The 25,586-nt window shown below is 53.6% G+C and carries 31 protein-coding genes and 1 riboswitch; of the genes, 14 read left to right on the plus strand and 17 right to left on the minus strand.

The window, feature by feature from the left end; genetic code table 11:
* Positions 1-2: 2 nt before the first annotated feature.
* From LA337_14265 to pduF, 17 genes are all read right to left on the minus strand, one after another.
* The gene (locus LA337_14265; GenBank protein ID UBI18475.1) at positions 3-680 is read right to left on the minus strand and encodes an energy-coupling factor ABC transporter transmembrane protein; all 678 of its coding nucleotides are present in this window, start codon (positions 678-680) and stop codon (positions 3-5) included.
* A complete protein-coding gene (locus tag LA337_14270; protein UBI14351.1) occupies positions 667-948 on the minus strand; it encodes an energy-coupling factor ABC transporter substrate-binding protein in 282 nt (93 codons plus the stop codon). Before LA337_14270 ends, LA337_14265 begins: the two co-directional genes overlap by 14 nt.
* Positions 949-950: 2 nt before the next feature.
* Positions 951-1,688, minus strand: coding sequence for a cobalt ECF transporter S component CbiM (gene cbiM, locus LA337_14275; protein ID UBI14352.1), 738 nt, complete (start codon positions 1,686-1,688; stop codon positions 951-953).
* Positions 1,685-2,398 carry a cobalt-factor II C(20)-methyltransferase gene (locus LA337_14280; protein ID UBI14353.1) on the minus strand — a complete coding sequence of 238 codons (714 nt, stop codon included), beginning with the start codon at positions 2,396-2,398 and terminating at the stop codon, positions 1,685-1,687. Before LA337_14280 ends, cbiM begins: the two co-directional genes overlap by 4 nt.
* Positions 2,395-3,189, minus strand: coding sequence for a sirohydrochlorin cobaltochelatase (locus tag LA337_14285; protein ID UBI14354.1), 795 nt, complete (start codon positions 3,187-3,189; stop codon positions 2,395-2,397). Before LA337_14285 ends, LA337_14280 begins: the two co-directional genes overlap by 4 nt.
* 10 nt (positions 3,190-3,199) lie before the next feature.
* Positions 3,200-3,985, minus strand: coding sequence for a cobalt-precorrin-6A reductase (locus LA337_14290; protein UBI14355.1), 786 nt, complete (start codon positions 3,983-3,985; stop codon positions 3,200-3,202).
* Entirely contained in the window at positions 3,982-4,707 is a 726-nt protein-coding gene (locus tag LA337_14295) for a precorrin-3B C(17)-methyltransferase (protein UBI14356.1), read from the minus strand. The genes LA337_14290 and LA337_14295 overlap by 4 nt, the downstream gene beginning before the upstream one ends.
* Positions 4,707-5,762, minus strand: a complete 1,056-nt coding sequence (cbiG, locus tag LA337_14300) for a cobalt-precorrin 5A hydrolase (GenBank protein ID UBI14357.1) — start codon at positions 5,760-5,762, stop codon at positions 4,707-4,709. The genes LA337_14295 and cbiG overlap by 1 nt, the downstream gene beginning before the upstream one ends.
* Positions 5,743-6,516 (minus strand): cobalt-precorrin-4 methyltransferase, encoded by a 774-nt coding sequence (locus tag LA337_14305; GenBank protein ID UBI14358.1) that lies wholly within the window; start codon positions 6,514-6,516, stop codon positions 5,743-5,745. The genes cbiG and LA337_14305 overlap by 20 nt, the downstream gene beginning before the upstream one ends.
* The gene (locus LA337_14310; GenBank protein UBI14359.1) at positions 6,509-7,078 is read right to left on the minus strand and encodes a decarboxylating cobalt-precorrin-6B (C(15))-methyltransferase; all 570 of its coding nucleotides are present in this window, start codon (positions 7,076-7,078) and stop codon (positions 6,509-6,511) included. Before LA337_14310 ends, LA337_14305 begins: the two co-directional genes overlap by 8 nt.
* Complete coding sequence (locus LA337_14315) at positions 7,068-7,673, minus strand: cobalt-precorrin-7 (C(5))-methyltransferase (protein ID UBI14360.1); 606 nt, start codon at positions 7,671-7,673, stop codon at positions 7,068-7,070. The genes LA337_14310 and LA337_14315 overlap by 11 nt, the downstream gene beginning before the upstream one ends.
* On the minus strand, positions 7,667-8,803 hold the full coding sequence (cbiD, locus tag LA337_14320) for a cobalt-precorrin-5B (C(1))-methyltransferase CbiD (protein UBI14361.1): 1,137 nt from the start codon (positions 8,801-8,803) through the stop codon (positions 7,667-7,669). Before cbiD ends, LA337_14315 begins: the two co-directional genes overlap by 7 nt.
* Positions 8,800-9,432, minus strand: coding sequence for a cobalt-precorrin-8 methylmutase (locus tag LA337_14325; GenBank protein ID UBI14362.1), 633 nt, complete (start codon positions 9,430-9,432; stop codon positions 8,800-8,802). The genes cbiD and LA337_14325 overlap by 4 nt, the downstream gene beginning before the upstream one ends.
* 10 nt (positions 9,433-9,442) lie before the next feature.
* Positions 9,443-10,402, minus strand: coding sequence for an adenosylcobinamide-phosphate synthase CbiB (gene cbiB, locus LA337_14330; protein ID UBI14363.1), 960 nt, complete (start codon positions 10,400-10,402; stop codon positions 9,443-9,445).
* Positions 10,399-11,778: a cobyrinate a,c-diamide synthase gene (locus LA337_14335; GenBank protein ID UBI14364.1), complete on the minus strand. Its 1,380-nt coding sequence runs from the start codon at positions 11,776-11,778 to the stop codon at positions 10,399-10,401. Before LA337_14335 ends, cbiB begins: the two co-directional genes overlap by 4 nt.
* Before the next feature lie 87 nt (positions 11,779-11,865).
* Positions 11,866-12,041: riboswitch (cobalamin riboswitch) on the minus strand.
* 332 nt (positions 12,042-12,373) lie between these two features.
* Positions 12,374-13,285 carry a regulatory protein PocR gene (gene pocR, locus LA337_14340; GenBank protein ID UBI14365.1) on the minus strand — a complete coding sequence of 304 codons (912 nt, stop codon included), beginning with the start codon at positions 13,283-13,285 and terminating at the stop codon, positions 12,374-12,376.
* Positions 13,286-13,486: 201 nt separating this feature from the next.
* Positions 13,487-14,296, minus strand: a complete 810-nt coding sequence (gene pduF, locus LA337_14345) for a propanediol diffusion facilitator PduF (protein ID UBI14366.1) — start codon at positions 14,294-14,296, stop codon at positions 13,487-13,489.
* Positions 14,297-14,820: 524 nt separating this feature from the next.
* On the opposite strand from pduF, the gene pduA reads away from it, so the two are divergent.
* The 14 genes from pduA to pduP are packed head-to-tail and all read left to right on the plus strand — an operon-like array spanning position 14,821 to position 25,583.
* A complete protein-coding gene (gene pduA / locus LA337_14350; GenBank protein ID UBI14367.1) occupies positions 14,821-15,102 on the plus strand; it encodes a propanediol utilization microcompartment protein PduA in 282 nt (93 codons plus the stop codon).
* Complete coding sequence (gene pduB / locus LA337_14355; GenBank protein UBI14368.1) at positions 15,102-15,914, plus strand: propanediol utilization microcompartment protein PduB; 813 nt, start codon at positions 15,102-15,104, stop codon at positions 15,912-15,914. Before pduA ends, pduB begins: the two co-directional genes overlap by 1 nt.
* An 18-nt stretch (positions 15,915-15,932) precedes the next feature.
* Positions 15,933-17,597 (plus strand): propanediol dehydratase large subunit PduC, encoded by a 1,665-nt coding sequence (gene pduC, locus LA337_14360; GenBank protein UBI14369.1) that lies wholly within the window; start codon positions 15,933-15,935, stop codon positions 17,595-17,597.
* 10 nt (positions 17,598-17,607) lie between these two features.
* Entirely contained in the window at positions 17,608-18,282 is a 675-nt protein-coding gene (gene pduD / locus LA337_14365) for a propanediol dehydratase medium subunit PduD (GenBank protein UBI14370.1), read from the plus strand.
* 14 nt (positions 18,283-18,296) lie between these two features.
* The gene (pduE, locus tag LA337_14370) at positions 18,297-18,815 is read left to right on the plus strand and encodes a propanediol dehydratase small subunit PduE (GenBank protein ID UBI14371.1); all 519 of its coding nucleotides are present in this window, start codon (positions 18,297-18,299) and stop codon (positions 18,813-18,815) included.
* Positions 18,816-18,830: 15 nt separating this feature from the next.
* The gene (locus tag LA337_14375) at positions 18,831-20,663 is read left to right on the plus strand and encodes a diol dehydratase reactivase subunit alpha (GenBank protein UBI14372.1); all 1,833 of its coding nucleotides are present in this window, start codon (positions 18,831-18,833) and stop codon (positions 20,661-20,663) included.
* Positions 20,653-21,003: a glycerol dehydratase reactivase beta/small subunit family protein gene (locus LA337_14380; protein UBI14373.1), complete on the plus strand. Its 351-nt coding sequence runs from the start codon at positions 20,653-20,655 to the stop codon at positions 21,001-21,003. Before LA337_14375 ends, LA337_14380 begins: the two co-directional genes overlap by 11 nt.
* A 19-nt stretch (positions 21,004-21,022) precedes the next feature.
* Complete coding sequence (pduJ, locus tag LA337_14385) at positions 21,023-21,298, plus strand: propanediol utilization microcompartment protein PduJ (protein UBI14374.1); 276 nt, start codon at positions 21,023-21,025, stop codon at positions 21,296-21,298.
* A gap of 23 nt (positions 21,299-21,321) precedes the next feature.
* A complete protein-coding gene (locus tag LA337_14390) occupies positions 21,322-21,786 on the plus strand; it encodes a BMC domain-containing protein (GenBank protein UBI14375.1) in 465 nt (154 codons plus the stop codon).
* Positions 21,786-22,418: a phosphate propanoyltransferase gene (locus LA337_14395; GenBank protein UBI14376.1), complete on the plus strand. Its 633-nt coding sequence runs from the start codon at positions 21,786-21,788 to the stop codon at positions 22,416-22,418. Before LA337_14390 ends, LA337_14395 begins: the two co-directional genes overlap by 1 nt.
* Entirely contained in the window at positions 22,415-22,906 is a 492-nt protein-coding gene (gene pduM, locus LA337_14400; protein UBI14377.1) for a microcompartment protein PduM, read from the plus strand. The genes LA337_14395 and pduM overlap by 4 nt, the downstream gene beginning before the upstream one ends.
* A 3-nt stretch (positions 22,907-22,909) precedes the next feature.
* The gene (locus LA337_14405; GenBank protein ID UBI14378.1) at positions 22,910-23,185 is read left to right on the plus strand and encodes a EutN/CcmL family microcompartment protein; all 276 of its coding nucleotides are present in this window, start codon (positions 22,910-22,912) and stop codon (positions 23,183-23,185) included.
* 8 nt (positions 23,186-23,193) lie between these two features.
* Positions 23,194-24,201: a two-domain cob(I)yrinic acid a,c-diamide adenosyltransferase PduO gene (pduO, locus tag LA337_14410; protein ID UBI14379.1), complete on the plus strand. Its 1,008-nt coding sequence runs from the start codon at positions 23,194-23,196 to the stop codon at positions 24,199-24,201.
* Entirely contained in the window at positions 24,198-25,583 is a 1,386-nt protein-coding gene (gene pduP, locus LA337_14415; protein ID UBI14380.1) for a CoA-acylating propionaldehyde dehydrogenase PduP, read from the plus strand. The genes pduO and pduP overlap by 4 nt, the downstream gene beginning before the upstream one ends.
* Positions 25,584-25,586 lie beyond the last annotated feature (3 nt).

The following is a 25,586-nucleotide window of genomic DNA, read 5'->3' on the forward strand; positions in this document are numbered from 1 at the left end:
CCTTACAGGTGAAAATCACCCTGATACAGTTTGATATCCAGTGTGGTGGTCATTTGCTGGTAGCGGATCAACACGCGGGTAAACAGCAGTCCCACCAACATCGCCAGCGAGCGATAGCCCAACGGCAAGCTACGATAACCAAAACGCAGCGTTTGTGCGCGATGTATAGCCAGCGCCTCGTCTAACAGGATAAAAATAAAGCGCCAGGTTAACAGGATCTGCTCAGTCAACAGGCGAGGAACGCGCCCGCGTTTAAGTAAGATAATTAATTGCGGAAACGGTAGATTCAGTACCAGCCAGAACGTTGCCGCCAGCGCAGCCAGGCTGCGCCAGAAGGTTTCATTAGCGGTGACCAGCCCTGGCCCACTCACGCCTAACCAATAGCTTCCTACAGGAATACTCGCCAGCAACGTCTGTGGATCGCGGCTAAAACTAAACAGAATAGTCACCACACCAACTGTCAGAAAACCAAATGGCAAAGCCATCCAGCGACACCAGCGCCAGAAGGAAATGCGCAGCAGCCAGCAGCTCAGCGCGGCAATCAATAATAGCTCAATACCCTGCCCCAACGGGGGCAGAGTAAATGCCAGAATCATCATCATCAGCCAGAGCAGAAATTTCCGCACCGGTGAGACATGAAACCAGCGGCTTTGATAGCTAAGCCTGTCAAGCCCGGTCATCACGACGTTGCCTGCCCTTGGTATAACCCAGAATGTAGAAAATCACGGCTGCGCCCAGCGATCCCTGAAGCGTAAACAGCAGGCTTTCAATCTCGCCGCTTGCGGGTTCATACAACGGCTGGAACCACGGTTCATAATGGGGAGCAATTGCCTGAATCTGACTCTCCGCCTCACCGTCTGAACCGCCGTACTCTCCACCGTGGTTGATAAAGAACGGCAGGATCACCAGCGCGACAACCATCACTAACAAAATCAGCGTCTTTTTCATCGTTAATGTCCTTGAGCGGTAATCAACTGCCGTTTGGTTAGCTGGTCATAAATCATTACGGTGAGCAGACCTTCCGCAATCGCAATAGGGATCTGCGTCAGGCAGAAAATTCCCATGAACTTGATGATTGAGCCGGTAGCGCCAGCGGACGGATCCGGGAACGCAACGCCCAGTTGCACCGAGGTCACGAAATAAGTGACGAGATCCGCCAGCATCGCGCACAGGAAGACGCAGACATCACGACGCAGCCCCGCACGGCAGGCCATTTTCCACACCATGTAGCCCACAACCGGGCCGATCACCGCCATCGACATACCGTTAGCGCCGAGCGTCGTCAAACCACCGTGCGCCAGCAGCAGTGCCTGGAACAGCAGAACAATTGCCCCAAGGATTGCCACCACGCCCGGTCCAAACAGGATAACCGCCAGACCTACGCCGGTAGGGTGTGAACAACTTCCGGTAACGGAAGGAATTTTCAGCGCCGATAGCACAAAAATAAACGCGCCGCACAAAGCCAGTAACACTTTTTGGTGACTATCTTCCTGTACGATTTGGCGCAGACGCACCAGCCCGTACCACAGACAGGGCAAAAACAGCAGCCACCAGGCCAGCGCCCACATCGGCGGCAAGAAACCTTCCATTATGTGCATGGCGAACGCTTGTTCAGGAACAATCATCAGTAATAGCGCCGCAGCCAACCCGCTGAAAGACAGCTGTTTTAGCTGTTGTTCAAGCTTCATTGTGCATACTCCCACTGTTTATTGACCAGAATGGTCGAGAAATAAGGCAGCGGCTGATCGTCGCTCACCTCATCGAGATGACGCCAGCACTGCTCACCCGGCAGCGTGGCTTCAGACATCATCAATGCGCAATCTAACAATCCCTCTTGTCGCAGCAGTGCTTTGATGCGCGCAAAACGACCGTATACTTTCATCAGCACCAGACTGTCATGTTGCTTTAATGCCTGCTGGATTTCCGCTTCCGGCGCGGTACAGGAGACCACTGCCAGAGACTGTTGCTCCATGGCGAGCGGCGTTTTGGAACGCGCGGCAATCGCAGCGAAAGAGGTCACGCCCGGGACAATTTCTAACCAATCAGGACAGCCTATACGCTGGAGTAAAAAGACCCAGGTGCTGAACAGCATGGCGTCGCCGAGAGTGATAAAGCCCACCTGCTTACCGGCTTCAACTTCCTGTACTAACGCGGCAGCAACGTCATCCCATACGGCCTCTTTTTCAGCGCTGTCGGCACTCATAGGAAAATGGCAGCAGCGAACTTCGGTCTGCTCGCCGATATACTCCCGCACGATCGACAACGCCAGGCTGTCGCCACCTTTCCGCCCGGCAGGCGCATAGAGAATGTCCAGCGTGCCCAGCGTGCGTGCGGCCCGCACGGTAATAAGATCGGAAGCACCTGGCCCGGTGCTTAATGCGTACAGTTTTCCGCTCATGCCGCTTCCTCCAGCGCAACATTAAGCGCCTGCTGTAAATGCACCACAAACATAGCGCGAACCGCTGGATTCTCACCCAGGCCACTGAGCCACGGCGTTGCCGGTATCCCGGCCGCGTTAAACAATGTTTTCCACGAATCATCTTCGTCGGAGGCCATATCATTGATGGCATGATCGCCAGCAACTAGCATCAGCGGCATCAGATGTACCGCCGTCACTCCTTCCTGGGACAAACTTTCAATCAGCACATCGACTTCCGGATAGCTTTCCACCGCCCCAACCCGCGCCGGGTAACGCTGCGCCGTCATCATGTGATCGAGGCAGGCATAGGCGGCAAAGGCATGATGGCTGGCGCCGTGTCCCATAAAGACCACTTTTTCATTTTCGCCAAGCGCCGGCATTTGCTGTTGCAGCGCCAGCATCAGCTGGGCGTAATCTTCATGGCTGCTCAGCAGCGGTACACCCAGCGTCAGGCGAGAAAAAAGCGGGCGCATACTTTGCACTTCGCGGACAATTTTTTCGTATTCGTCGCCGTTGATAATATGCAACGACTGAATAGCCACATCCTGATATCCCTGCTCCGCCAGTTTTTGCAGCGCCTGCAGCGGCGTGTCGATTTCAATGCCGTCACGCTGCTTGAGCTTGCGGATTATCATCCCGGAGGTAAACGCCCGGAACAGGTCGCGGTCAGGGCAACTGGCTGCGAGATCGCGCTCACAGGCCACAATATTTTTCTCACAGGTGTCGTGGTAGCTGGTGCCAAAGCTGACCACCAGAAGCGCCTTTTTCATCTCTAACTCCTTAAGCAGCGGCCAGCCAGCGCGTTAAACGCGCCCCAAAGGCGGCCTGACTTTCCAGTAACTCATCTCCCGTCACCAACGGTGCCGGACGTGTAATCACGATGCAGGGGATACCGGCATCCAGACAGGGTTGAACTTTTTCCTGATAACCACCTTCCGCGCCTGATGCTTTGGTGATCACCACATCAGCCTGACACTGGCGATAAAACGCAGCGTTGAACTCGGCGCTAAACGGCCCGCACAATGCGAATATTTCACCGACACCAAACCCAAGATCCGCGCATTGCTGAATGACTTCAGGTACAGGCAGCACGCGTGCCAGCAGCGTTTTTTCAGGCAACCCTTCGCGCCAGATAGCCAGATCTTTACTGCCGGTCGTCAACAGCACGCGATCGCCGAAGCGTCGAGCCACCTCGCACGCTTGCTGAATACTCTGTACGGTATACAACTGCGGGTGGGTTAAACCGCTCAACTGCTCAGGACGCTGATAGCGGCTCAGCAATACGCCCGCGGCTTCGCAAGCGCTCATGATGTTGCGGCTCACCACCTCGGCATACGGATGCGAGGCGTCGATCACCCAGCGCGTCTGATTTTCCTGCAGCCAGGCAATCATTTGTTCACGTTCCAGACGTCCGCAGCGCACCTGGCCTTTAATATCTCCCGCCAGCTGTTTCCCCGTTGGGGTTGCAACCGACAGGGTGTAAGCCACGTTTGCCGCATCCAGTTGCTGGCACAGCATGCGCGCATCGCTGGTACCGCCCATGACCAGCACATCACCATAATTCACAGCACATAACCTCGTGGCGTGATCATCAGGCCGTCCTGAACATAGGTGGTTTTGTTGCCAACGATCACAAGACTGGTCATATCAACCGGTTCAAAGTCCATTTCGCCAAGAGTGGTCAGCCATTTTTCCTGCTTTTTACGTCCAGCTGACTTCACAATACCGACCGGCGTTTGCGCGCTTTTGCTGGCAGACAGCAGTTCAAATGCACGCGCCAGATGACCTTCGCGTCCCCGACTGCGCGGGTTGTAGAAACAGATAACAAAGTCTGCTTCGCCAGCGGCAACGATACGTTTTTCGATGACCGGCCACGGCGTTAACAGATCGCTTAAGCTGATGTGGCAGAAGTCGTGCATCAGCGGTGCGCCAAGCAAAGAGGCGGCGGCAATACTGGCGGTCATGCCAGGGATTAACCTGACCTCAACGTCCAGCTTTTGCTTGCTGACCAGTTCGAGCACCAGCCCAGCCATACCGTAAATCCCCGCGTCTCCGCTGCTGATCAGCGCCACATTGCGACCCGCCTGCGCCAGCTCGATAGCCGCCTGGCAGCGTTCAATCTCTTTGCACATCCCGGTTTTGATCACCTGCTTGTCGCCAGTGAACGCTTTTACCAGATGGGTGTAGGTTTTATAGCCAACGATGATTTCCGCTGCCTGCAATGCTTCAACGGCTTCCATGGTCATCATTGCCTGCGAGCCAGGGCCAATTCCAATTACGCTTAACATCAGTGTGAAACTCCCAAAGTGATAGTGACGCCCTGTTCTCGCAGGGTCTCGCCTAACAGTTTTCCGTGGCTCAACAGCCAGGCTGCAGGACCAGAAACGCTTCCTGTACCCACCGTTTTGCGAACAAACGATGAGGCCGGAAAACGGTGCTCATGCTCACGCAGCGCGTCAGCGGTAAAGGTTTCGAAAGGAACGCGACAGCACGAAGCCAGTTGGATAAGTCCCTGTTCATCTTTTTTCAGCGTGATACTGCCAATCGCTTTTAGCGCCAGCGGGTCGAGCTGCTGGGCTTCAAGTTGGCGGGCTAGCAGCGCGGCCAGAAGTGGGAACGGCGTGTCACGACGACAACCAATTCCGGCCACCACACGCTGCGGCACCAGCTTCCAGTGCGGAACAGGCAGATCGGGTAAATTGGTGCGTAAGGTGATACACACCAGCGCATCCAGTTCAGGTAGCTGGTTGAGATCGGTGACCGTGATAAAACCGCGCCGGTCGCAATGGCTGACATCCTGCGTCAGTTCGTCATCCCACCACAGTCCAACTCGCTTATTGCTGACCAGCATCTGATTAACGATCTTGACCGCCGAACGGAAATCACTCATCCGGGCATTCAGTTGAAATGCCAGCGTATCCAGTGCCGCCATATCGTTCACATCCGTCGCCGTAGTGATAACCGGGTCTGCGCCCAACATGCCCGCCAGATAACGCGCCAGCGCATTCGCGCCCCCTGCGTGACCGGAGAGCAGGCTGATGACATGCTGGGCACGTTCATCAATGACCACCACAGCCGGATCGCAAAATTTGTCGTTGACCAGCGGGGCCAACACGCGGACCGCAATGCCGGTCGCCCCGATAAAAATCAGCGCCGAGTAATTCGCAAACGCTTCGCGGGCGGTATTCGCAAAGCCGTTTTCGAAAGGAACAAACCCCTCTTCCAGCAGCTTTTCACTGGTAAAACAGGTGACCGGCAGCATGGCCGCCAGACGTTTCGCCAGCACAACGCCGCCGGGGGTCAGGCAAAAAAGCGCAATAGATTCAGGCTTTACGGTATTCATGGCTAAAGTCCGCCGCATAGAGTTTGGAGTAGTGATACTCCGAGCCCAGGAAATTACCGACCAGAATAAGAGCCGTTTTACGGATGCCCGCATCGCGAACCTTGTCGCCAATATCCGCCAGGGTACCGCGCACGGTCTGGCTTTCTGGCCAGGTGGCCTTGTAGATCACCGCCACTGGCGTGGTCGCCGGATAACCGCCTTCAATCAAACGCTCCGCTACCCGATGAATACGCTGGACGGACAGATAAATCGCCATAGATGTCTGGTGACTGGCAAAAGACTCCAACTGTTCACGTTCCGGTACCGGCGTGCGTCCTTCAAGGCGAGTAATGATCAGGCTCTGCGAAACCTCAGGCACGGTATACTCAACGCCCAGCTCCGCCGCCGCGCCAAGGAATGCGCTAACGCCAGGCACCACCTGCCAGTCGATCCCGCGTTTGGTCAACTCCTCGCCCTGCTCGCGCACGGAACCGTACAGCGAAACATCGCCGGTTTGCAGGCGGACAACGGTCTTACCCGCTTTCACTCCGGCTTCCATCAGGTCGAGGATCTGTTCCAGATGCAGTTCAGCGCTGTCGTGACATTCAGCGCCGGCAGGGCAATATTCCAGTAGTTCTGTGTTAATCAGCGATCCGGCGTAGATAACAACCTGCGCCTGCTGTAGCAACCGGTAACCTTTGAGGGTAATCAGCTCGCGATCGCCAGGACCTGCGCCAACAAACCACACGCTACGGGGATCAAAAATCTCAGACATGGTTTCCTTCCTTCTGACAGGCGATAACAAATACGGGGTTATTCGGTTTGAAATAGTGACCACTGCCAAGCGTGGCAAGCGAGGAAACCTGTAACTGCAGGCAATCCACTCCCTGTACGCCAAGATGGTCCAGATGCGCCAGCGCGGTGTTGAGGTTTTCCTGGAGGATGAACGTCATCACCAGCCGCCCGGCGGGATGTAATTGACGCATTGACCAGTCAATCAGTTCGGTCAAATGGCCGCCGCTGCCGCCCATAAAAATGGCATCGGCTTTTTCCGCGATGGTCATTGGCGCAACGCCAGGAAAAATGTCGATGTTTGCACAGGCAAAATGCTGGCGGTTTTCATCCAGCAATCTGAGCGCCGCCGGGTTACGCTCGATTGCCGTCACGCGCAATCCAGGGTATTGCAAAGCGGCTTCTATCGACACGCTGCCGGTTCCGGCACCAATATCAATCAGGTGACTGGCGCGGTGTAATTCAAGTTTTGAGAGGGCAAGTGCGCGTACCGCTTCTTTGGTCATCGGCACTTTCTCTCCACGTAGAAACAGCTCATCTTTCATCGAGGATCACCACTGCATTCATGTCATAGTCGGCGTTAACTTCACTCACAGGCAGGAAATGGATCCGTTCGTTTTCCATCGCCAGGTTTTCGCCAATCACCATCCAGCGATGTCCCTTGCCTCGTGCGATAAGCTGTTGTGCAATTTCCCGTGGGCCGCACAGCGTATCTGTCACCATCGCCACCTTGTTATGTCGCGCCAGTTCATCAAAACAGACACTACGACCATGGCTACTGGTCAACCACATATCGTTCATATCAATGCCGGACTGCGCGCACAGGTACTGCACCGCGCTAATGCCGGGAATAATGCGTACATTTTCAATACCGAAATGGCCCACCATGCGCGTCCCGATGCCGTAAAACAGCGGATCGCCAGACGCCAGCACCACAATGTGTTGTTCCTGGTGCGCGCTGATCCAATTCAGGAGTTCCGGGATATTGGCGCCAAGAGCAAACTGTTCACCGGTAAAATCCGGGAATTGCTGCAAATGCCGCTTTCCACCGACCAGAACATCAGCCTCTGCGATCGCTTCACGCGCCGCAGGCGTCATTAAATGCAAACCGGCGGGCCCCATCCCTACAACGGTTAACATTGCATTTCCTCAGCAATTTCTGCGACCGGGCGATTACTGCCAAGCACCTGATTATCAAAAGAAAACATGATGGCGTCGCAGGTCGGGGGATTTTTGGTAAAGCGCAGCGTTTGCAGGACGCGCATACAGATGCGCTTAGCCAGATGGTTATAAATGTGCTGAAAACCGTATGCTTCGATGTGTTCCATCGCCGCCTCGGTGGTATCGCAGTCGCTGACCAGCGTCAGCAGTTCCAGCGGCGCGCCAAGTAATGCGAGGTGGGCCACCAGCGTTTCCATGCGGGCATCGGCAATATGGCTGTGGGTATGGAAGATCCCCGCCGCAATTTTGACGAGCTTGCCTGGATGTCCCACCAGTACGATTTGCCGGAATCCAAGACGTACGGCTTCTTCAATCATGTAGCCAACAAAGTTGCTCATGGTGACCACCACCTGAGTGTCGATCCCCATCTGTTCGCGCACAAAACGCTCGCCGTGGTTTCCAGGCACCAGTACGACACGCTCCAGCCCCGCCGCTCGCTTAATTTCCAGCTCCAGCGACAGTGAACGTTTCCAGCTCTCTTCCGACATCGGCGTGACGATCCCCGTAGTGCCGATAATCGAAATGCCGCCCAGAATGCCAAGGCGGGAGTTGTAGGTTTTTTGCGCCCGCTCTTCACCTTCCGGCGCGAAGATTTCAATCTGCGCTCCACGATTCGGCCCAATCGCCTCACGTACCGCAGACTCAATGGTCTGGCGAGGTGTGCGGTTAATCGCCGAACTCCCCACCGGCAGGCCGATCCCTTTGCGGGTTACCGTGCCAACGCCTTCCCCGCCCTGAAGGGTTATCTCTTTACTATCGTTTAACGTCACGCGGGCAAAAATCAGCATGCCGTGGGTGGCGTCCACATCATCGCCACCGTCTTTGCGGATGGCCGCTATCGCCTGCTGTCCTTCGATATGCGGCGACTCCACGTTCAGGCACAGCGTCACACCGGAAGGCGTGACAATGGAAACCTGATGGATCAGGTGTTGGCGCAGTACCATCAGCGCTGCCACTTTTGCAGCCGCCGTCGCGCACGATCCCGTGGTATATCCCTTACGCAACGCTTTACCGTTGTGCCAAACCGGCGTATCGAAGGCCTCGCTCATCGCGCCCCCTGCATGTGATAAAGCATGGCGTTGACGATAGCGGCAGCGACATTACTTCCCCCTTTGCGACCTAGCGCTGCAATGGCGGGCAAATTGCTTTGGGTCAGGGCATCTTTCGACTCTTCTGCGCCAACGAACCCGACCGGTACACCAACCACACCGCTGACGGCTACATCATGCTCTAGCAGGCGAAACAGCGCTGTCGGCGCGTTGCCAAAGACAAACAGCTTTTCCCCTTCTTCCTTCACCGCAATGTCGACGGCCGCCATGGACCGGGTAATACCCTGCTCTTTTGCCGTACGTACGACGCGCGGGTCGCTGATGTAGCAGCGGCATTCACCGCCGAATTTTGCCAACAGCGTTTTATTGATCCCGGAAAGCGCCATCGTGGTGTCGGTATAAATCACGCTCGAACGGCTAAGCGCCGCACAAAACTGCTCCAGCACATCACTGGAAAACCACAGAATGTCCAGCCAGTCGAAATCCGCCGTCGTGTGAATGACCCGCTTGATAATGGCTTCATGTAACGGACTGGCAAACTGATAGTCCGGACGGGTTTCACTGATGATCTCGCCAATAATGTCGAAACTTTTGGCCTCAATCGCCTGGGGTTGCTGGATATATTGCATTGTGTTGTCCTCAGGCTACACCGACCAGCAGGCATCGCAGCGCAATAAACAGCGCCAGTGCCAGCGTCGATGCCACCCACATCAATCGAATCGTATGGGAAATGTCGTCTACCGAAATGTCACGTTGTGCATCACCGATCCACGGTTTCTCAACGCGCTCGCCAAAGTAGTCATTTGGACCACCCAGCCGAATTCCTAATGCGCCGGCAACGGATGCTTCCGACCACGCACAGTTTGGGCTGCTGTGGTTGTAGCGATCGCGCCAGCCAATCTGCAACGCACGCGCGCCATCCTGGCGGCATAAAAACGCCGCTGCGCCCAGCAGCAGCCAGCTCAGCCTCGCAGGGATATAATTTGCGACATCGTCCAGGCGGGCGCTGACCATACCGATTGCGCGGTATTTCTCATGTTTGTAGCCCACCATGGAGTCAAGGGTGTTTACCGCTTTGTAGGCCATCGCCAGAGGCGCACCGCCGAGAAAAAGGAAAAACAGCGGCGCGATGATGCCGTCGACAGTGTTTTCAGCCACGGTTTCTACTACGCCGCGATTGATCTGCTGAGGTTGTAATTGCGAGGTATCGCGTCCCACAATCCATGACAATTTTTCACGACTTGCGGCAAGATTACCGGCACGTAGCGGACGTTCGACATCCTGCGCCGCGTTTGCCAGACAGCGCCCGGCCAGCACGGTAAAGATCATCCAAACCTCCACCACCCAACCAAGCCAGGGATGAATAGATTGCGCCAGCGCCAGCACTCCCCAGGACACTGTCCAGGTCAGACCGACCACCACAATCCACATCACCGCGCCGCCGATACGTAGCGCGCGGTCGCTATGGCAGTAACGCCGAACAACTCGCTGCACCGCAGAAACCAGATTGCCAATCCAGCGCACCGGATGTGGCCAGTTCTGCGGATCGCCGATGATATAATCAAGCAGCCAGGCAACACACCACGCGAGGATCGTCATAGCGCACTCCTCGCGGCTGCCAGCCAATGGTTGAGCATCTGCGGACGTTGAGCAAAATGAACGTGTAGATAGCTGGCGAAGGTGTTTCCGACCTGCCAGCCGCCAGACCAGGCTTGTAGCGTTTTGCCATCGCGCACTTTGCGACAGTTCATCACCGCTGGCGTTTCAGGGGTAAAATCGGAGTAGTGGAATTCATGTCCGCGCAGCACTTCGCCTTCTGCGGCTAACAATGTTTGCTGTGTGGCCTGCGCTTCACAGTAGCCAAATCGGGTCAGACGTTTCCCCATTTTGCTGTGACCGGGAATGATATCCGCCATCAGCCAGGTATCGCCGTGGCTATCCTCCAGCGAACTGCCGAGATACATCAATCCCCCGCACTCGGCATAAATCGCGACACCCCGCTGATGCGCTGCCCGCAGTTGGCTAAGCATCGAAACATTGCGAGCCAGCGTCGCAGCATGTAACTCAGGATATCCGCCACCTAACCAGACCATCTGACAATCGGGTAAGCTGGTGTCGTGCAACGGGCTAAAACGAACAATCTTAAGCCCTGCGCGCGCAAGGAGCGTGATGTTATCCGGGTAGTAGAAGTTGAAAGCTTCGTCATCGGCGATGGCAAGCGTTAGCCCTGCTCCGGCGTCTGCGGCAGGCAGCGCTGGCCATTCACCAGTGGGAAGGTTGGTTAACTGGCTTAATTTCAGCAGCGCATCGATATCAAGAGTTTGCTCCAGCGTCGCGGCAAACTCCTGCCACGGCTGCTGGTTAATAACCGACTCGCGTGCGGTAACCAAACCCAGATGCCGTTCAGGAAGCGCAACGCCTTCCATTCGGGGAACATAACCCAATACGGGGACATCGCAGTAACGCTCAATCGCCACTTTCAGGAGCTGGTAATGCGATTCGCTGTTGACCCGGTTAACAATGACGCCGGCGATGTTCAGGGTTGGATCAAAATGTTGAAATCCCATTACCGTCGCGGCGATCGAGGTGGAAACGGCTTTGCCATCAACCAGTAAGATAACCGGGCAGCCTAACTGTTTGGCCATCGCGGCGGTGCTGCAGTAATTTGGGTCGGTGCCATAACCGTCATACAGCCCCATAACACCTTCAATCACCGCGATTTCCGCATGTTGCATTTGCTCGCAAAATAGAGCGTTCAACGTGGGGACGGGAAGCATGAAGCTATCAAGATTGCGCGAAGCAGTACCGCATACCGCTGTATGCCAGCCGGTATCAAGGTAATCAGGACCCACTTTGCAAGGCTGGACGCGTAAACCGCGTTTTTTCAACAAGCTCAACAAGCCCAGCGTCACCGTGGTTTTACCACAGCCGCTTCCGGTACCTGCAAGAACAAATGCGTGAAAATTGGCCGCCATACCCTGATCCTGTTCAGGGTGGTAGGGGTGTAGAGATACCCAGTCTCTCGACTGTATGCATCTGAACCACCCACTTCCCACCGAAGTTGTTGGTAGTCACTGACAGGCAGGTCTTCTGGCTTAGCGTCATCCTCACCCGTCCTTCCCAATCTTGCGATCAGTGGTCCATACGGGGTCGTCAGCATCACAGCAGCGGGGGCTGCGGGGGATTCTCACCCCCTTCCCTACCACAAATGTGGCAAACCTGTCAGTTCAAGAGCCTGGTTAATTAAGCTCTCTGTTATGAGGTAAATTCACAACCTCATGACAATAATTCAATTTAATATCTTTCCGGGTTCATTCAGCCAATTATCTGGCCTAAACCCACTTATTCATATGTTCAAACTTTGAATGAAAGCGTCAGTAAAGAATAAAGAAAGTCATTCACACAGACACTGTATCTCATCACAAAAATAAAAACTGGTGCAGTTTATCCCTCTGATACCATTAATTTGTTGCGCTATGACAATTTATTGACTGGTGTCGTTACTTTTCATTTTATAATGACTGACATAGCGCCCTATATCAAAAATCGGCAATAGCAAAATATTGCTATTTAGGCGGATTCACTACGTGAAATGACATTAATTTGCTGGCGAAATGCCTGCGGCGTAACCTGATACGTTTGACGGAAAACTTTGCAAAAATAACTGGTTTGCGAGAAGCCCAAATTACGCGCAATGCTGGCAATACTCCAGTCACTGTGACAAAGCAACTCTTTGGCACTGGCCATTCTCTGCTGGTTTACCCATGCGTTAAAACCGATACCCTGATATTTTTTGAACAATTTACTGAAATAGTAAGGACTCAGGAAAACATGAGAGGCAACATCCTCCAGACGCAATTCGTCTGATAAATGCGCATCAATATAGCGCAGAGCTTTTTTCATTTTACTGTCGTGAGGGTTGGTACTGCGGTTCGCACGAACCGGCTCTGACTGCTGCGGATTATCCTTGATAACAACAAAATTAAGTTGTTTCTTAAGACAATTTTCTACAATGAGTTTGAGAAGATCCGCAGAAGCGATGACTCGCGAATAGTCCATCTCTGGTACATTACGAAATTCACTGACCAGCTCGGGATCCGCTTGCCAGCGATCATCTACATTCAGAATATCAACCAGACCGACATCATTACTTAAGCGGACTTGTCCACAAAGCACAAACCCTACCAGGTGTCCCGCAATGACCAGCGGAATTGAGAAATCGGTAAGCCCGGCGTGACAGCGATAGATGCAGGGTTGATCGGATTTCGAAGCTTCCAGTCCCCCACAGCGATCGCTCATACGACAGCGGGTACTGTGCTGCGGATGCTGGCGCATCAACTGGCAAAATGGGGTGAAATTAAAAAGCTCAGAAATTTCATCACCGTGAATATTGACAACCACAACGGCCAGACTGGTGGCCTGCGCAAAATCCTGTGCGATTTTATTAATGAGTTCTGAGTTCAGGGCACTCGCAGAAATCATGATAAAACCTCTCAGTTAATTTATTGTTATAAACAAAACATATTATTCACATTCATTTTCATCCTGCCATCCTGAGCAATGATGAAAGTCATCATTGAACATAACAAAAGTCTCCCATTGTTGGGAGACTTTTTCAGCGGTTCAGGAAACCGGATCACGAAAACAGTTTTTACCTTTCAAAAATAAACTTCTTCTGTGAAGCTAGCTCTCATTTTCCTCCAGCTTACACGTATTACACGGTAAATTTTTGCCAATAAAATAACGATAAATTGCTGCGCCCGCGCAAGCACCGATGATAGGGGCGACAATCGGCACGATAAAATAAGGAATATCACGTCCACCTGTCATCGCAACATCTCCCCATCCGGCCATCCAGGCAAACAATTTAGGACCAAAATCACGCGCCGGATTCATTGCAAATCCGGTAAGCGGACCGGTGGATGCGCCGATAACAGCGACCAGAATACCAATCAGCAATGGCGCCAACGGACCTTTAGGAACACCGTTACCATCATCAGTCAGCGCCATGATCATTCCCATAAGAATGGAGGTAATCACCACTTCGACTAACGCGGCCTGCCATACGCTGAGCGCCGCTGCAGGATACGTACTAAAAATGCTGGCAAGTTGCAGGCTTTCCAGACTACCGCGCACCATCTGGTGGGCCGATTCATATTCGGTAAACAGACTGCCGTAGAGCAAATACCCCAGCAGTGCACCGCCGAAGGCACCCGCAACCTGTGCCACGGAGTAAGGTAAAACTTTACGCCCCGGAAAACAGGCAAACAGCCACAGAGCAATAGTGATAGCCGGGTTGAGATGCGCGCCAGATATCCCGGCCGTCAGATAGACTGCAAGCGAGATCCCCAGTCCCCATATGATGCAGATTTCCCACAATCCCAGGCTGGCACCCGCGACTTTCAGGGCACTCAGGCATCCAATACCAAAAAATAAAAACAGCCCGGTACCCAAAAACTCAGCAATGCATTGTGCTTTTAGTGAATCGTTCATTGTGACACCTTCTAAGCAGAGTTCGTGTCTTTACCAGCGGACTCCTTGCTGGCAAGTAGAATACTTCAAGGCTTACTATAAAAAGGCATGTCGGCAAATTGTTGGCAATCTGCGAGCGGTATGATTTTTAAAATCGTGCTGCGATAGCAAATTCTTGCTATCACCTTTATTAAAACAGGTGATAAAACGAGGACTCACCCTATTAAAAGCACATTTTCAAAATAATAAAATATTGCTAATAGCAGAATTCCGTTTTCAAACCACCATCACAATTTCATTTTTCCGCATAGCAAATGATATTTAAACTGTCACTCAGAAAAGTGTAAATATGGAATTGACATAACCAAATAATCACATCATAAAAAATTAAAATAATAATACAAAACAATCACATACAATAAAACGCAGCAATTTTATATCACCGTATCCTCACTATTTTTTCACTCATACTTTCAACTCAGCCATTCTTTTTCCTCGCTTCTTTTTATAGTCATGAAAATCAGGACAACCCAGGCGAGGTCTTTATGCAACAAGAAGCGTTAGGAATGGTAGAAACCAAAGGCTTGACTGCAGCCATAGAGGCCGCAGATGCAATGGTGAAGTCAGCCAATGTAATGCTGGTCGGCTACGAAAAAATTGGTTCGGGGCTGGTAACAGTTATTGTCCGCGGCGATGTCGGCGCAGTCAAAGCAGCAACAGATGCAGGTGCCGCCGCAGCCCGTAACGTGGGAGAAGTGAAAGCCGTACACGTCATCCCACGCCCTCATACCGATGTAGAAAAAATCTTACCGAAGGGAATTAGCTAATGAGCAGCAATGAGCTGGTTGAACAGATCATGGCGCAGGTGATTGCTCGTGTGGCAACGCCGGAACAGCAGGCTATCCCTGAAAATAATCCTCCAACACGAGAAACGGCTATGGCAGAGAAAAGCTGCAGTTTAACGGAGTTTGTCGGTACTGCGATTGGCGACACCGTCGGTCTGGTAATCGCCAACGTAGACAGTGCCCTCCTGGACGCGATGAAACTTGAAAAACGGTATCGCTCCATTGGCATCCTCGGCGCACGCACTGGTGCGGGTCCTCACATCATGGCCGCCGATGAAGCGGTAAAAGCAACAAATACTGAAGTCGTCAGTATTGAGTTACCGCGTGATACCAAAGGCGGCGCAGGACACGGCTCGCTGATTATTCTCGGCGGCAACGATGTTTCCGACGTGAAACGCGGCATTGAAGTTGCGCTGAAAGAGCTGGATCGCACCTTTGGCGATGTTTATGCCAACGAAGCCGGTCACATCGAAATGCAGTACACCGCACGCGCCAGCTACGCACTTGAAAAAGCCTTTGGCGCACCGATTGGCCGTGCCTGTGGCGTTATCGTCGGCGCGCCAGCATCCGTTGGTGTCCTGATGGCTGATACTGCGCTGAAATCCGCCAATGTGGAAGTTGTGGCCTACAGCTCCCCAGCCCATGGAACCAGCTTCAGTAACGAAGCCATCCTGGTCATTTCAGGTGATTCCGGCGCTGTTCGCCAGGCCGTTATCTCCGCCCGTGAAATCGGTAAAACCGTTCTAGGGACCCTCGGCTCAGAGCCGAAAAACGATCGTCCGTCCTACATCTGATATCAGTGAGGCTGATTCATGAGATCGAAAAGATTTGAAGCACTGGCGAAGCGCCCTGTGAATCAGGATGGCTTCGTTAAGGAGTGGATCGAAGAAGGCTTCATTGCAATGGAAAGCCCGAACGACCCCAAGCCGTCGATTAAAATCGTCAACGGTACAGTCACTGAACTGGACGGTAAATCCGCCAGTGAATTTGACTTGATTGACCATTTTATTGCCCGCTATGGCATTAACCTGGCACGCGCTGAAGAAGTCATGGCGATGGACTCGGTAAAACTTGCCAATATGCTTTGCGACCCTAACGTGAAGCGCAAAGACATTGTGCCGCTGACCACCGCAATGACGCCGGCAAAAATTGTCGAAGTGGTGTCCCATATGAACGTCGTTGAGATGATGATGGCCATGCAGAAAATGCGTGCGCGTCGTACACCATCTCAACAGGCGCACGTTACTAACGTTAAAGATAACCCGGTGCAGATTGCCGCTGATGCTGCTGAAGGCGCATGGCGCGGGTTTGACGAACAGGAAACAACCGTTGCCGTTGCGCGTTATGCGCCATTTAACGCCATTGCGCTGTTAGTCGGCTCACAGGTTGGACGCCCTGGCGTATTAACCCAGTGCTCGCTGGAAGAAGCAACCGAACTTAAACTCGGCATGCTAGGCCACACCTGCTACGCGGAAACCATCTCCGTCTATGGTACTGAACCCGTCTTTACCGACGGCGACGATACACCATGGTCGAAAGGCTTCCTCGCCTCTTCCTACGCCTCACGTGGCCTGAAGATGCGCTTTACCTCCGGCTCAGGCTCAGAAGTTCAGATGGGTTACGCCGAAGGCAAATCGATGCTTTATCTGGAAGCCCGCTGTATTTACATCACCAAAGCCGCTGGCGTACAGGGTTTACAAAATGGTTCAGTAAGCTGCATCGGCGTGCCTTCCGCGGTGCCATCAGGCATTCGTGCTGTGCTTGCTGAAAACCTGATCTGCTCTTCTCTGGATCTGGAATGTGCTTCCAGCAACGACCAAACCTTTACCCACTCGGATATGCGTCGTACTGCCCGCCTGTTGATGCAGTTCCTGCCGGGTACTGACTTCATCTCTTCCGGTTATTCCGCGGTACCGAACTACGACAACATGTTTGCGGGTTCGAACGAGGATGCCGAAGATTTTGACGACTACAACGTTCTCCAGCGTGACCTCAAGGTAGATGGGGGTCTGCGTCCGGTTCGTGAAGAAGACGTTATCGCCATTCGTAATAAAGCGGCGCGCGCACTACAGGCCGTCTTTGCCGGAATGGGATTACCGCCAATCACTGATGAAGAAGTGGAAGCTGCGACCTACGCCCACGGTTCGAAAGATATGCCTGAACGAAACATCGTTGAAGACATCAAGTTTGCGCAAGAGATCATCAATAAAAACCGTAACGGTCTGGAAGTGGTGAAAGCCCTTGCTCAGGGCGGGTTTACCGATGTCGCTCAGGACATGCTCAACATCCAGAAAGCCAAGTTAACCGGGGATTATCTGCATACCTCCGCCATTATCGTTGGCGACGGACAGGTGCTATCCGCGGTAAATGACGTCAACGACTATGCCGGTCCGGCAACAGGTTATCGCCTGCAAGGCGAACGCTGGGAAGAGATCAAAAACATCCCTGGCGCACTTGATCCCAACGAACTTGGCTAAGGGGTGAAAAATGGAAATCAATGAAAAGCTGCTGCGCCAGATAATTGAAGACGTACTGTCTGAAATGCAAACCAGCGACAAACCTGTCTCATTCCGCGCATCGACAACGGCTAGCGCACCACAGGCTGCTGCGGAACAAGGAGACAGCTTTCTGACCGAGATTGGCGAAGCCAAACAAGGCCAGCAGCAGGACGAAGTGATAATTGCCGTAGGTCCGGCGTTTGGACTGTCGCAAACCGTCAATATCGTAGGGATCCCGCATAAGAATATCTTGCGAGAAGTGATTGCCGGTATTGAAGAAGAAGGTATTAAAGCGCGTGTTATACGCTGCTTTAAATCCTCCGATGTGGCGTTTGTCGCCGTTGAGGGTAACCGTCTGAGCGGTTCCGGGATCTCTATCGGCATCCAGTCAAAAGGCACCACGGTTATCCACCAGCAGGGGTTACCGCCGCTTTCAAACCTGGAGCTGTTCCCTCAGGCACCGCTTCTGACGCTGGAAACCTATCGCCAGATCGGTAAAAACGCCGCGCGTTATGCCAAGCGTGAATCTCCGCAGCCGGTCCCTACTCTGAATGATCAGATGGCTCGCCCTAAGTACCAGGCGAAATCGGCCATTCTGCACATAAAAGAGACTAAATACGTCGTGACGGGCAAAAACCCGCAGGAACTGCGCGTGGCGCTTTAATAAAGGATAACTCCATGAATACCGATGCAATTGAATCGATGGTTCGGGATGTGCTGAGCCGGATGAACAGCCTGCAAGGCGAGTCCGTAACGCCTGCTGCGGCGAGCTCATCAACACATACCGCGAAAGTCACGGATTACCCTCTCGCGAATAAACATCCTGAGTGGGTAAAAACCGCAACCAACAAAACTCTGGATGATTTCACGCTTGAAAATGTTCTGAGCAACAACGTGACGGCGCAGGACATGCGCATCACCCCTGAAACACTGCGCCTGCAGGCAGAAATAGCCAAAGATGCCGGACGTGACAGGCTGGCGATGAACTTCGAGCGCGCCGCTGAGCTAACTGCTGTTCCTGACGATCGCATTCTTGAGATCTACAACGCGCTGCGCCCGTACCGCTCAACGAAAGATGAGCTGATGGCCATCGCCGACGATCTCGAAAATCGTTATCAGGCCAAGATCTGTGCAGCTTTCGTTCGTGAAGCGGCAGCGCTGTACGTTGAGCGTAAAAAACTCAAAGGCGACGACTAACTCAGGGACAGGATCATGCGATATATAGCTGGCATTGACATAGGCAACTCATCAACGGAAGTCGCTCTGGCAACCCTGGATGAGTCTGGCGCGCTGAACATCACCGGCAGCGCACTGGCAGAAACCACCGGGATTAAGGGCACATTACGTAATGTGTTTGGCATCCAGGAGGCGCTTACGCTGGCGGCAAAAAACGCCGGTATCAATGTCAGCGATATTTCGCTCATCCGTATTAACGAAGCCACCCCGGTCATTGGCGACGTGGCGATGGAAACGATAACCGAAACCATCATCACTGAATCCACCATGATCGGCCATAACCCCAAAACGCCGGGCGGCGTCGGGTTAGGCGTAGGCATCACGATTACGCCGGAAGACCTGCTCAGTCGCCCGGCGGATACCCCCTACATTCTGGTGGTGTCATCGGCATTTGATTTCGCCGATGTCGCCACGATGATTAATGCTTCCGTCCGTGCCGGATATCAGTTGACTGGCGTAATTTTGCAGCAGGACGATGGCGTTCTGGTTAGTAATCGTCTGACTCAGCCTCTGCCCATCGTCGATGAAGTCCTTCATATCAACCGCATCCCTCTGGGTATGCTGGCTGCCATTGAGGTCGCGGTCCCAGGAAAGGTTATTGAAACGCTTTCTAACCCCTACGGGATTGCAACCGTCTTTGGCCTCAATGCCGAGGAGACTAAAAACATTGTCCCGATGGCGCGGGCGCTGATCGGCAACCGCTCTGCCGTGGTGGTGAAAACACCGTCAGGCGATGTGAAAGCACGAGCTATTCCCGCCGGAAATCTGGAGCTACAGTCGCAAGGTCGTACTGTACGTGTCGACGTTGCAGCTGGCGCTGAAGCGATTATGAAAGCGGTCGGTGAATGCCCGAAACTGGATAACGTCACCGGAGAGGCTGGCACCAATATTGGCGGCATGCTGGAGCATGTGCGCCAGACAATGGCTGAATTAACCAACAAACCCAGCCACGAAATTTTTATTCAGGATCTGCTGGCGGTCGATACCTCGGTTCCCGTCAGCGTGACAGGTGGCCTGGCCGGTGAGTTCTCCCTTGAACAGGCCGTCGGCATTGCCTCCATGGTGAAATCAGACCGCCTGCAAATGGCGATGATTGCCCAGGAAATCACGCAAAAGCTCAACATTGATGTCCAGGTTGGCGGCGCCGAAGCCGAAGCGGCCATTCTGGGAGCCTTAACCACCCCAGGTACGACGCGCCCGCTGGCCATTCTGGATCTCGGCGCGGGATCGACTGACGCCTCCATCATCAACCCGAAAGGCGAAATTATTGCCACACACCTGGCGGGCGCGGGCGATATGGTCACGATGATCATTGCCCGTGAACTGGGGCTGGATGACCGTTATCTCGCTGAAGAGATCAAAAAGTATCCGCTGGCAAAAGTCGAAAGCTTATTCCATCTTCGCCACGAAGATGGCAGCGTCCAGTTCTTCCCCACGCCTCTCCCACCAACGGTTTTTGCCCGCGTGTGTGTAGTAAAACCCGATGAACTGGTGCCACTGCCAGGCGAACTGGCGCTGGAGAAAGTACGGGCCATCCGCCGCAGTGCGAAAGAACGCGTTTTCGTTACCAACGCGCTCAGAGCGCTACGTCAGGTGAGTCCGACCGGGAACATTCGGGATATTCCCTTTGTGGTACTGGTTGGCGGCTCATCGCTGGACTTCGAAGTTCCACAGTTGGTCACCGATGCGCTGGCACATTATCGCCTGGTTGCCGGGCGCGGCAACATTCGTGGCACCGAAGGTCCACGCAATGCGGTTGCGACCGGGCTGATTCTCTCCTGGTACAAGGCGTTCGCTCATGGAAAGTAATCTCACCACGCCCGCCATTGTGATCTTCACCACTGCTGGCTGCGCTGACGTCTGGAGTGACGTGCTGCTGGGTATTGAAGAAGAAGGGATCCCCTTTGTCATCCAGGAGAGCCAATCAACTGACGTTATCCACAACGCATGGCTGGCTGCCTGCCAATCGCCATTGCTGGTTGGCATTGGCTGCAGTCGCGAAAAACTGGTCGTGCACTACAAAAACTTACCCACATCAGCGCCACTTTTTACGCTGACGTATCAACAAGATAACCACGCTCGTCGCAGTATTGGTAATAACGCTGCGCGGCTGGTTAAAGGCATTCCGTTCCGGGAATGCCACTCATAACCCACAGGAGAAAAGCAGTATGAATAACGCACTGGGACTGGTTGAAACAAAAGGGCTTGTCGGCGCTATTGAAGCCGCTGATGCCATGGTGAAATCCGCAAACGTGCAGTTGGTTGGTTACGAAAAAATCGGCTCAGGCCTGATCACCGTTATGGTTCGCGGCGATGTCGGCGCGGTAAAAGCTGCCGTAGATGCCGGAAGCGCAGCGGCAAGCGCCGTTGGTGAGGTGAAATCCTGCCACGTTATCCCGCGTCCGCACAGCGACGTTGAAGCCATTTTACCTAAATCCGCATAAGCGTTAAAACCAAGGAGCACAGCGTGAAGCAATCACTGGGATTACTTGAAGTTAGTGGTCTGGCATTAGCCATCAGTTGCGCGGACGTCATGGCGAAAGCCGCCTCCATCACGCTGGTGGGCCTCGAAAAAACCAACGGCTCAGGCTGGACGGTGATCAAGATAATCGGGGATGTGGCCTCCGTTCAGGCGGCCATTTCCACCGGTGTCAGTTTTGCTGAACAACGTGACGGACTGGTGGCCCACAAAGTCATATCCAGACCAGGGGACGGTATCCTGTCACATAGCGTTACCCAGGAGTCGGAACCTACACCCGAACCCACTCCAGCCGTAGCGCATGAAGAGATGCTTGTAGACCCGGCAGCACCTGAAGCGCCGCAAGATGCCGAGCTAATTAGCTGCAATCTGTGTCTTGATCCTGCCTGCCCTCGTCAAAAGGGCGAGCCGCGCACTCTTTGTCTGCACTCTGGCAAACGAGGTGAAGCGTAATGGATAAACAGCAACTGGAAACAACGGTCGCTAAGGTTCTGGATGAAATGCGCGAGCGCCCGATTCCGCTGGGGATCTCTAATCGTCATATTCATCTGTGCGCTGAAGATTACGGTCGCTTGTTTCCTAATCACCCTATTAGTGAGAAAAAAGAGCTGCTGCAGCCCGGACAATATGCAGCAGAGCAAACCGTCACGCTGGTGGGGCCAAAAGGCCAGTTAAAAAATGTGCGTTTACTCGGCCCACTGCGTAGCACCAGTCAGGTCGAGATTTCCCGTACCGACGCCCGCACGCTGGGAATTGCTGCTCCGTTGCGGATGTCAGGCAATATCAAGGGCACGCCTGGCGTTCGCCTCGTCAGCCCATTTGCTGAGCTGGACTTAGCATCCGGGGTAATTGTCGCCCAACGGCATATCCATATGTCGCCTCTCGATGCCCTGATCCTGCGCGTATCCCATGGCGATAAAGTCTCGGTCGCCATTAATGGCGATGAACGTCGACTGATTTTCGATAACGTCGCCGTACGCGTTTCGCCAGATATGCGCCTTGAGATGCATATCGATACAGACGAAGCCAATGCTGCAGGTGCTGATAATCCGCAGGCATTTGCCACACTGGTGAGCCCACGATGAACAACGAACTGCTGCAACGCATTATCGAGGAGGTTGTTTCCCGATTAAAAAAACGCGCGGAAAGCACGCTCACTCTTAGCGTCGCGCAGTTACGGGAACTCGATTCACGGACAGTATGCTGCCAGTACTCGGCGATCCACCTCCTGCAGGTCGACCTGCCATTGTTGCAGCAAATTGCCGAGGATTGCTCAGCCAATGCGCCGGTGGTAACCATTCACGAGGCGCTGGCATGCGGAGTCCGCCTGAAAATTTCACTACATCATCGATTGTTACCCGCGATCCCCGTGAAAAAACTCGCGCGTCTGCCGCTGGAGTTCAGTGACGAGCTGGGGCGAATCATTTTTTTGCATCCTGACAAACTTCTCAGCTATGCCGACGTTGCCCAATTGAAAGGTGGCGTACTGGTGCTACGCCGTCGATGTGTCGTGACGGCCCTGGCTCAGGAAGCGGTCAGTACGCGAAATGTTCAATTAATTAAGCAGGAGTGAACTATGCATCTGGCACGGGTTACAGGCGTTGTGGTTTCCACGCAAAAATCTCCATCGCTGGTGGGGAAGAAACTGCTGCTGGTACGTCGGGTGAGTGCTGACGGAGAGCTTCCCGCATCCCCGCTAAGCGGAGATGAAGTCGCCGTTGATTCCGTCGGCGCGGGGACCGGCGAACTGGTATTGCTCAGCAGCGGCTCCAGCGCCAGACACGTTTTTTCTGGCCCTAATGAGGCCATCGACCTGGCTATCGTCGGCATTGTCGACACGCTTTCTCGTTAGGAGGAACTATGGCGATTTATACCCGCACCGGCGATGCTGGCACAACGGCCCTTTTTACCGGGCAACGCGTGAGCAAAACGCACCCGCGCGTCGAGGCTTACGGTACGCTGGATGAACTTAATGCGGCGCTTAGCCTGTGCGTTTGCGCGGCGAAAAACCCGCAGCACCGCCAGTTACTTGAAAACATTCAACTGCAGCTTTTTTGGTTCAGCGCCGAGCTGGCAAGCGAAAGCGAAGAACCAACGCCAGAGCAGCGTTATATCAGCTCGGAAGAAATTGCAGCACTGGAAGCCGCCATCGATACCGCAATGGGCAGGGTACCTCCCCTGCGCAGCTTTATCTTACCTGGCCGCAGTGAAGCCGCCAGCCGTCTGCATTTTGCCCGCACGCTGGCTCGTCGCGCAGAGAGGCGACTGGTCGAGCTCTCCACCGAGATCGCCGTCAGACACGTGCTAATGCGTTATATCAATCGCCTGTCCGACTGTTTATATGCGCTTGCACGTGCAGAAGATCATGACGCCCATCAAAACGACATTATTCAGAAGGTGGCGGAGCGCTATCTTGCCGCCATCCGTACTTCAGCCACGAGGGAGCCGGCTATGTCTCTGTCTTTTCAGGAACTCCACCAACTCACTTGTGCTGCGGTAACGAGAGCAGAAGAACTCCAGGTTCCGGTCGTCATCAGCATTGTCGATGCGAACGGGACCCAAACGGTGGCCTGGCGCATGCCTGACGCATTACTCGTCAGTAGCGAACTGGCGCCGAAGAAAGCCTGGACTGCCGTGGCGATGAAAACCGCCACGCATGAGTTGACATCAGAGGTACAACCAGGCGCCGCGCTTTACGGTCTGGAAAGCCATATGCAGGGAAAAGTCGTCACCTTTGGTGGCGGGTACGCTTTATGGCGTGAGGGTTTACTCCTTGGGGGTCTTGGCATCAGCGGGGGAAGCGTTGAGCAGGATATGGACATTGCAGAAACGGCCATTGCGGCGATTAACGTGAGAACACATCAATGAATACTTCAGAACTTGAAACCCTTATTCGTAACATTTTGAGTGAACAACTCGCCCCGGCAAAAACAGACGTTAAGAATAACGGAATTTTTCCGGCCGTTGGCGAAGCGATCGATGCCGCTCATCAGGCTTTTCTGCGTTACCAGCAATGTCCATTGAAAACCCGCAGCGCCATCATAAACGCTCTGCGCGAAGAACTGACGCCTCATCTTGCTTCACTGGCCGCTGAGAGCGCTACCGAAACAGGAATGGGCAACAAAGAGGATAAGTTCCTTAAAAATAAAGCCGCGCTGGACAACACCCCGGGTATCGAAGATCTCACCACCACGGCGCTAACCGGCGACGGCGGCATGGTGTTATTTGAGTATTCTCCATTTGGCGTAATTGGCTCCGTCGCCCCAAGCACCAACCCGACGGAAACCATTATTAACAACAGCATCAGTATGCTGGCTGCGGGAAATAGCGTTTATTTTAGCCCGCATCCGGGTGCTAAAGCAGTCTCACTGAAGCTGATTGCCATGATTGAAGATATTGCTTTCCGTTGCTGCGGGATTCGCAATCTTGTCGTCACGGTCACAGAACCCACTTTTGAGGCTACCCAGCAGATGATGGCGCACCCTAAAATCGCAGTTCTGGCGATTACCGGTGGCCCTGGCATTGTTGCTATGGGCATGAAAAGCGGGAAGAAAGTCATTGGCGCAGGCGCAGGGAATCCGCCCTGCATTGTTGATGAAACGGCCGACCTGGTTAAGGCGGCGGAAGATATCATCAATGGCGCATCCTTTGATTACAACCTCCCCTGCATTGCTGAGAAGAGCCTGATTGTTGTTGATGCTGTTGCTGAACGACTGGTTCAACAAATGCAGTCTTTTGGCGCGATGCTACTCAATAACGAAGAGGTAGACAAACTGCGCGCAGCCTGTCTGCCAGAAGGCGTGGCCAATAAAAAACTGGTGGGTAAAAGCCCGGCAATCTTACTGGAAGCAGCAGGAATACCGGTTCCGGCAAAAGCGCCTCGATTACTGATAGGCATCGTCAAGTGTGACGACCCGTGGGTGACCAGCGAGCAACTGATGCCAATGCTCCCCGTCGTCACGGTGAGCGATTTTGACAGCGCGTTAACGTTGGCCCTCAAGGTTGAAGAGGGATTGCATCACACCGCCATTATGCATTCGCAGAATGTGTCACGTTTGAACCTTGCCGCGCGCACGCTTCAGACCTCCATCTTTGTGAAAAATGGCCCCTCTTACGCCGGGATTGGCGTGGGTGGTGAAGGCTTTACTACTTTCACCATTGCGACGCCAACTGGCGAGGGAACAACATCTGCGCGCACTTTCGCACGTTCTCGTCGTTGCGTGCTGACAAACGGTTTTTCTATTCGCTAATGG

The sequence above is a fragment of the Citrobacter europaeus genome (genome assembly GCA_020099315.1).
GTDB classification, from domain to species: domain Bacteria; phylum Pseudomonadota; class Gammaproteobacteria; order Enterobacterales; family Enterobacteriaceae; genus Citrobacter; species Citrobacter europaeus.

What these genes read in the sequence shown, in the direction of transcription:
- LA337_14265 (UBI18475.1), bottom strand. Translation starts at nt 680, where the DNA reads ATGACCGGGCTTGACAGGCTTAGCTATCAAAGCCGCTGGTTTCATGTC.
- LA337_14270 (UBI14351.1), bottom strand. Translation starts at nt 948, where the DNA reads ATGAAAAAGACGCTGATTTTGTTAGTGATGGTTGTCGCGCTGGTGATC.
- cbiM (UBI14352.1), bottom strand. Translation starts at nt 1,688, where the DNA reads ATGAAGCTTGAACAACAGCTAAAACAGCTGTCTTTCAGCGGGTTGGCT.
- LA337_14280 (UBI14353.1), bottom strand. Translation starts at nt 2,398, where the DNA reads ATGAGCGGAAAACTGTACGCATTAAGCACCGGGCCAGGTGCTTCCGAT.
- LA337_14285 (UBI14354.1), bottom strand. Translation starts at nt 3,189, where the DNA reads ATGAAAAAGGCGCTTCTGGTGGTCAGCTTTGGCACCAGCTACCACGAC.
- LA337_14295 (UBI14356.1), bottom strand. Translation starts at nt 4,707, where the DNA reads ATGTTAAGCGTAATTGGAATTGGCCCTGGCTCGCAGGCAATGATGACC.
- cbiG (UBI14357.1), bottom strand. Translation starts at nt 5,762, where the DNA reads ATGAATACCGTAAAGCCTGAATCTATTGCGCTTTTTTGCCTGACCCCC.
- LA337_14305 (UBI14358.1), bottom strand. Translation starts at nt 6,516, where the DNA reads ATGTCTGAGATTTTTGATCCCCGTAGCGTGTGGTTTGTTGGCGCAGGT.
- LA337_14310 (UBI14359.1), bottom strand. Translation starts at nt 7,078, where the DNA reads ATGAAAGATGAGCTGTTTCTACGTGGAGAGAAAGTGCCGATGACCAAA.
- LA337_14315 (UBI14360.1), bottom strand. Translation starts at nt 7,673, where the DNA reads ATGTTAACCGTTGTAGGGATGGGGCCCGCCGGTTTGCATTTAATGACG.
- cbiD (UBI14361.1), bottom strand. Translation starts at nt 8,803, where the DNA reads ATGAGCGAGGCCTTCGATACGCCGGTTTGGCACAACGGTAAAGCGTTG.
- LA337_14325 (UBI14362.1), bottom strand. Translation starts at nt 9,432, where the DNA reads ATGCAATATATCCAGCAACCCCAGGCGATTGAGGCCAAAAGTTTCGAC.
- cbiB (UBI14363.1), bottom strand. Translation starts at nt 10,402, where the DNA reads ATGACGATCCTCGCGTGGTGTGTTGCCTGGCTGCTTGATTATATCATC.
- LA337_14335 (UBI14364.1), bottom strand. Translation starts at nt 11,778, where the DNA reads ATGGCGGCCAATTTTCACGCATTTGTTCTTGCAGGTACCGGAAGCGGC.
- pocR (UBI14365.1), bottom strand. Translation starts at nt 13,285, where the DNA reads ATGATTTCTGCGAGTGCCCTGAACTCAGAACTCATTAATAAAATCGCA.
- pduF (UBI14366.1), bottom strand. Translation starts at nt 14,296, where the DNA reads ATGAACGATTCACTAAAAGCACAATGCATTGCTGAGTTTTTGGGTACC.
- pduA (UBI14367.1), top strand. Translation starts at nt 14,821, where the DNA reads ATGCAACAAGAAGCGTTAGGAATGGTAGAAACCAAAGGCTTGACTGCA.
- pduB (UBI14368.1), top strand. Translation starts at nt 15,102, where the DNA reads ATGAGCAGCAATGAGCTGGTTGAACAGATCATGGCGCAGGTGATTGCT.
- pduC (UBI14369.1), top strand. Translation starts at nt 15,933, where the DNA reads ATGAGATCGAAAAGATTTGAAGCACTGGCGAAGCGCCCTGTGAATCAG.
- pduD (UBI14370.1), top strand. Translation starts at nt 17,608, where the DNA reads ATGGAAATCAATGAAAAGCTGCTGCGCCAGATAATTGAAGACGTACTG.
- pduE (UBI14371.1), top strand. Translation starts at nt 18,297, where the DNA reads ATGAATACCGATGCAATTGAATCGATGGTTCGGGATGTGCTGAGCCGG.
- LA337_14375 (UBI14372.1), top strand. Translation starts at nt 18,831, where the DNA reads ATGCGATATATAGCTGGCATTGACATAGGCAACTCATCAACGGAAGTC.
- LA337_14380 (UBI14373.1), top strand. Translation starts at nt 20,653, where the DNA reads ATGGAAAGTAATCTCACCACGCCCGCCATTGTGATCTTCACCACTGCT.
- pduJ (UBI14374.1), top strand. Translation starts at nt 21,023, where the DNA reads ATGAATAACGCACTGGGACTGGTTGAAACAAAAGGGCTTGTCGGCGCT.
- LA337_14395 (UBI14376.1), top strand. Translation starts at nt 21,786, where the DNA reads ATGGATAAACAGCAACTGGAAACAACGGTCGCTAAGGTTCTGGATGAA.
- pduM (UBI14377.1), top strand. Translation starts at nt 22,415, where the DNA reads ATGAACAACGAACTGCTGCAACGCATTATCGAGGAGGTTGTTTCCCGA.
- LA337_14405 (UBI14378.1), top strand. Translation starts at nt 22,910, where the DNA reads ATGCATCTGGCACGGGTTACAGGCGTTGTGGTTTCCACGCAAAAATCT.
- pduO (UBI14379.1), top strand. Translation starts at nt 23,194, where the DNA reads ATGGCGATTTATACCCGCACCGGCGATGCTGGCACAACGGCCCTTTTT.
- pduP (UBI14380.1), top strand. Translation starts at nt 24,198, where the DNA reads ATGAATACTTCAGAACTTGAAACCCTTATTCGTAACATTTTGAGTGAA.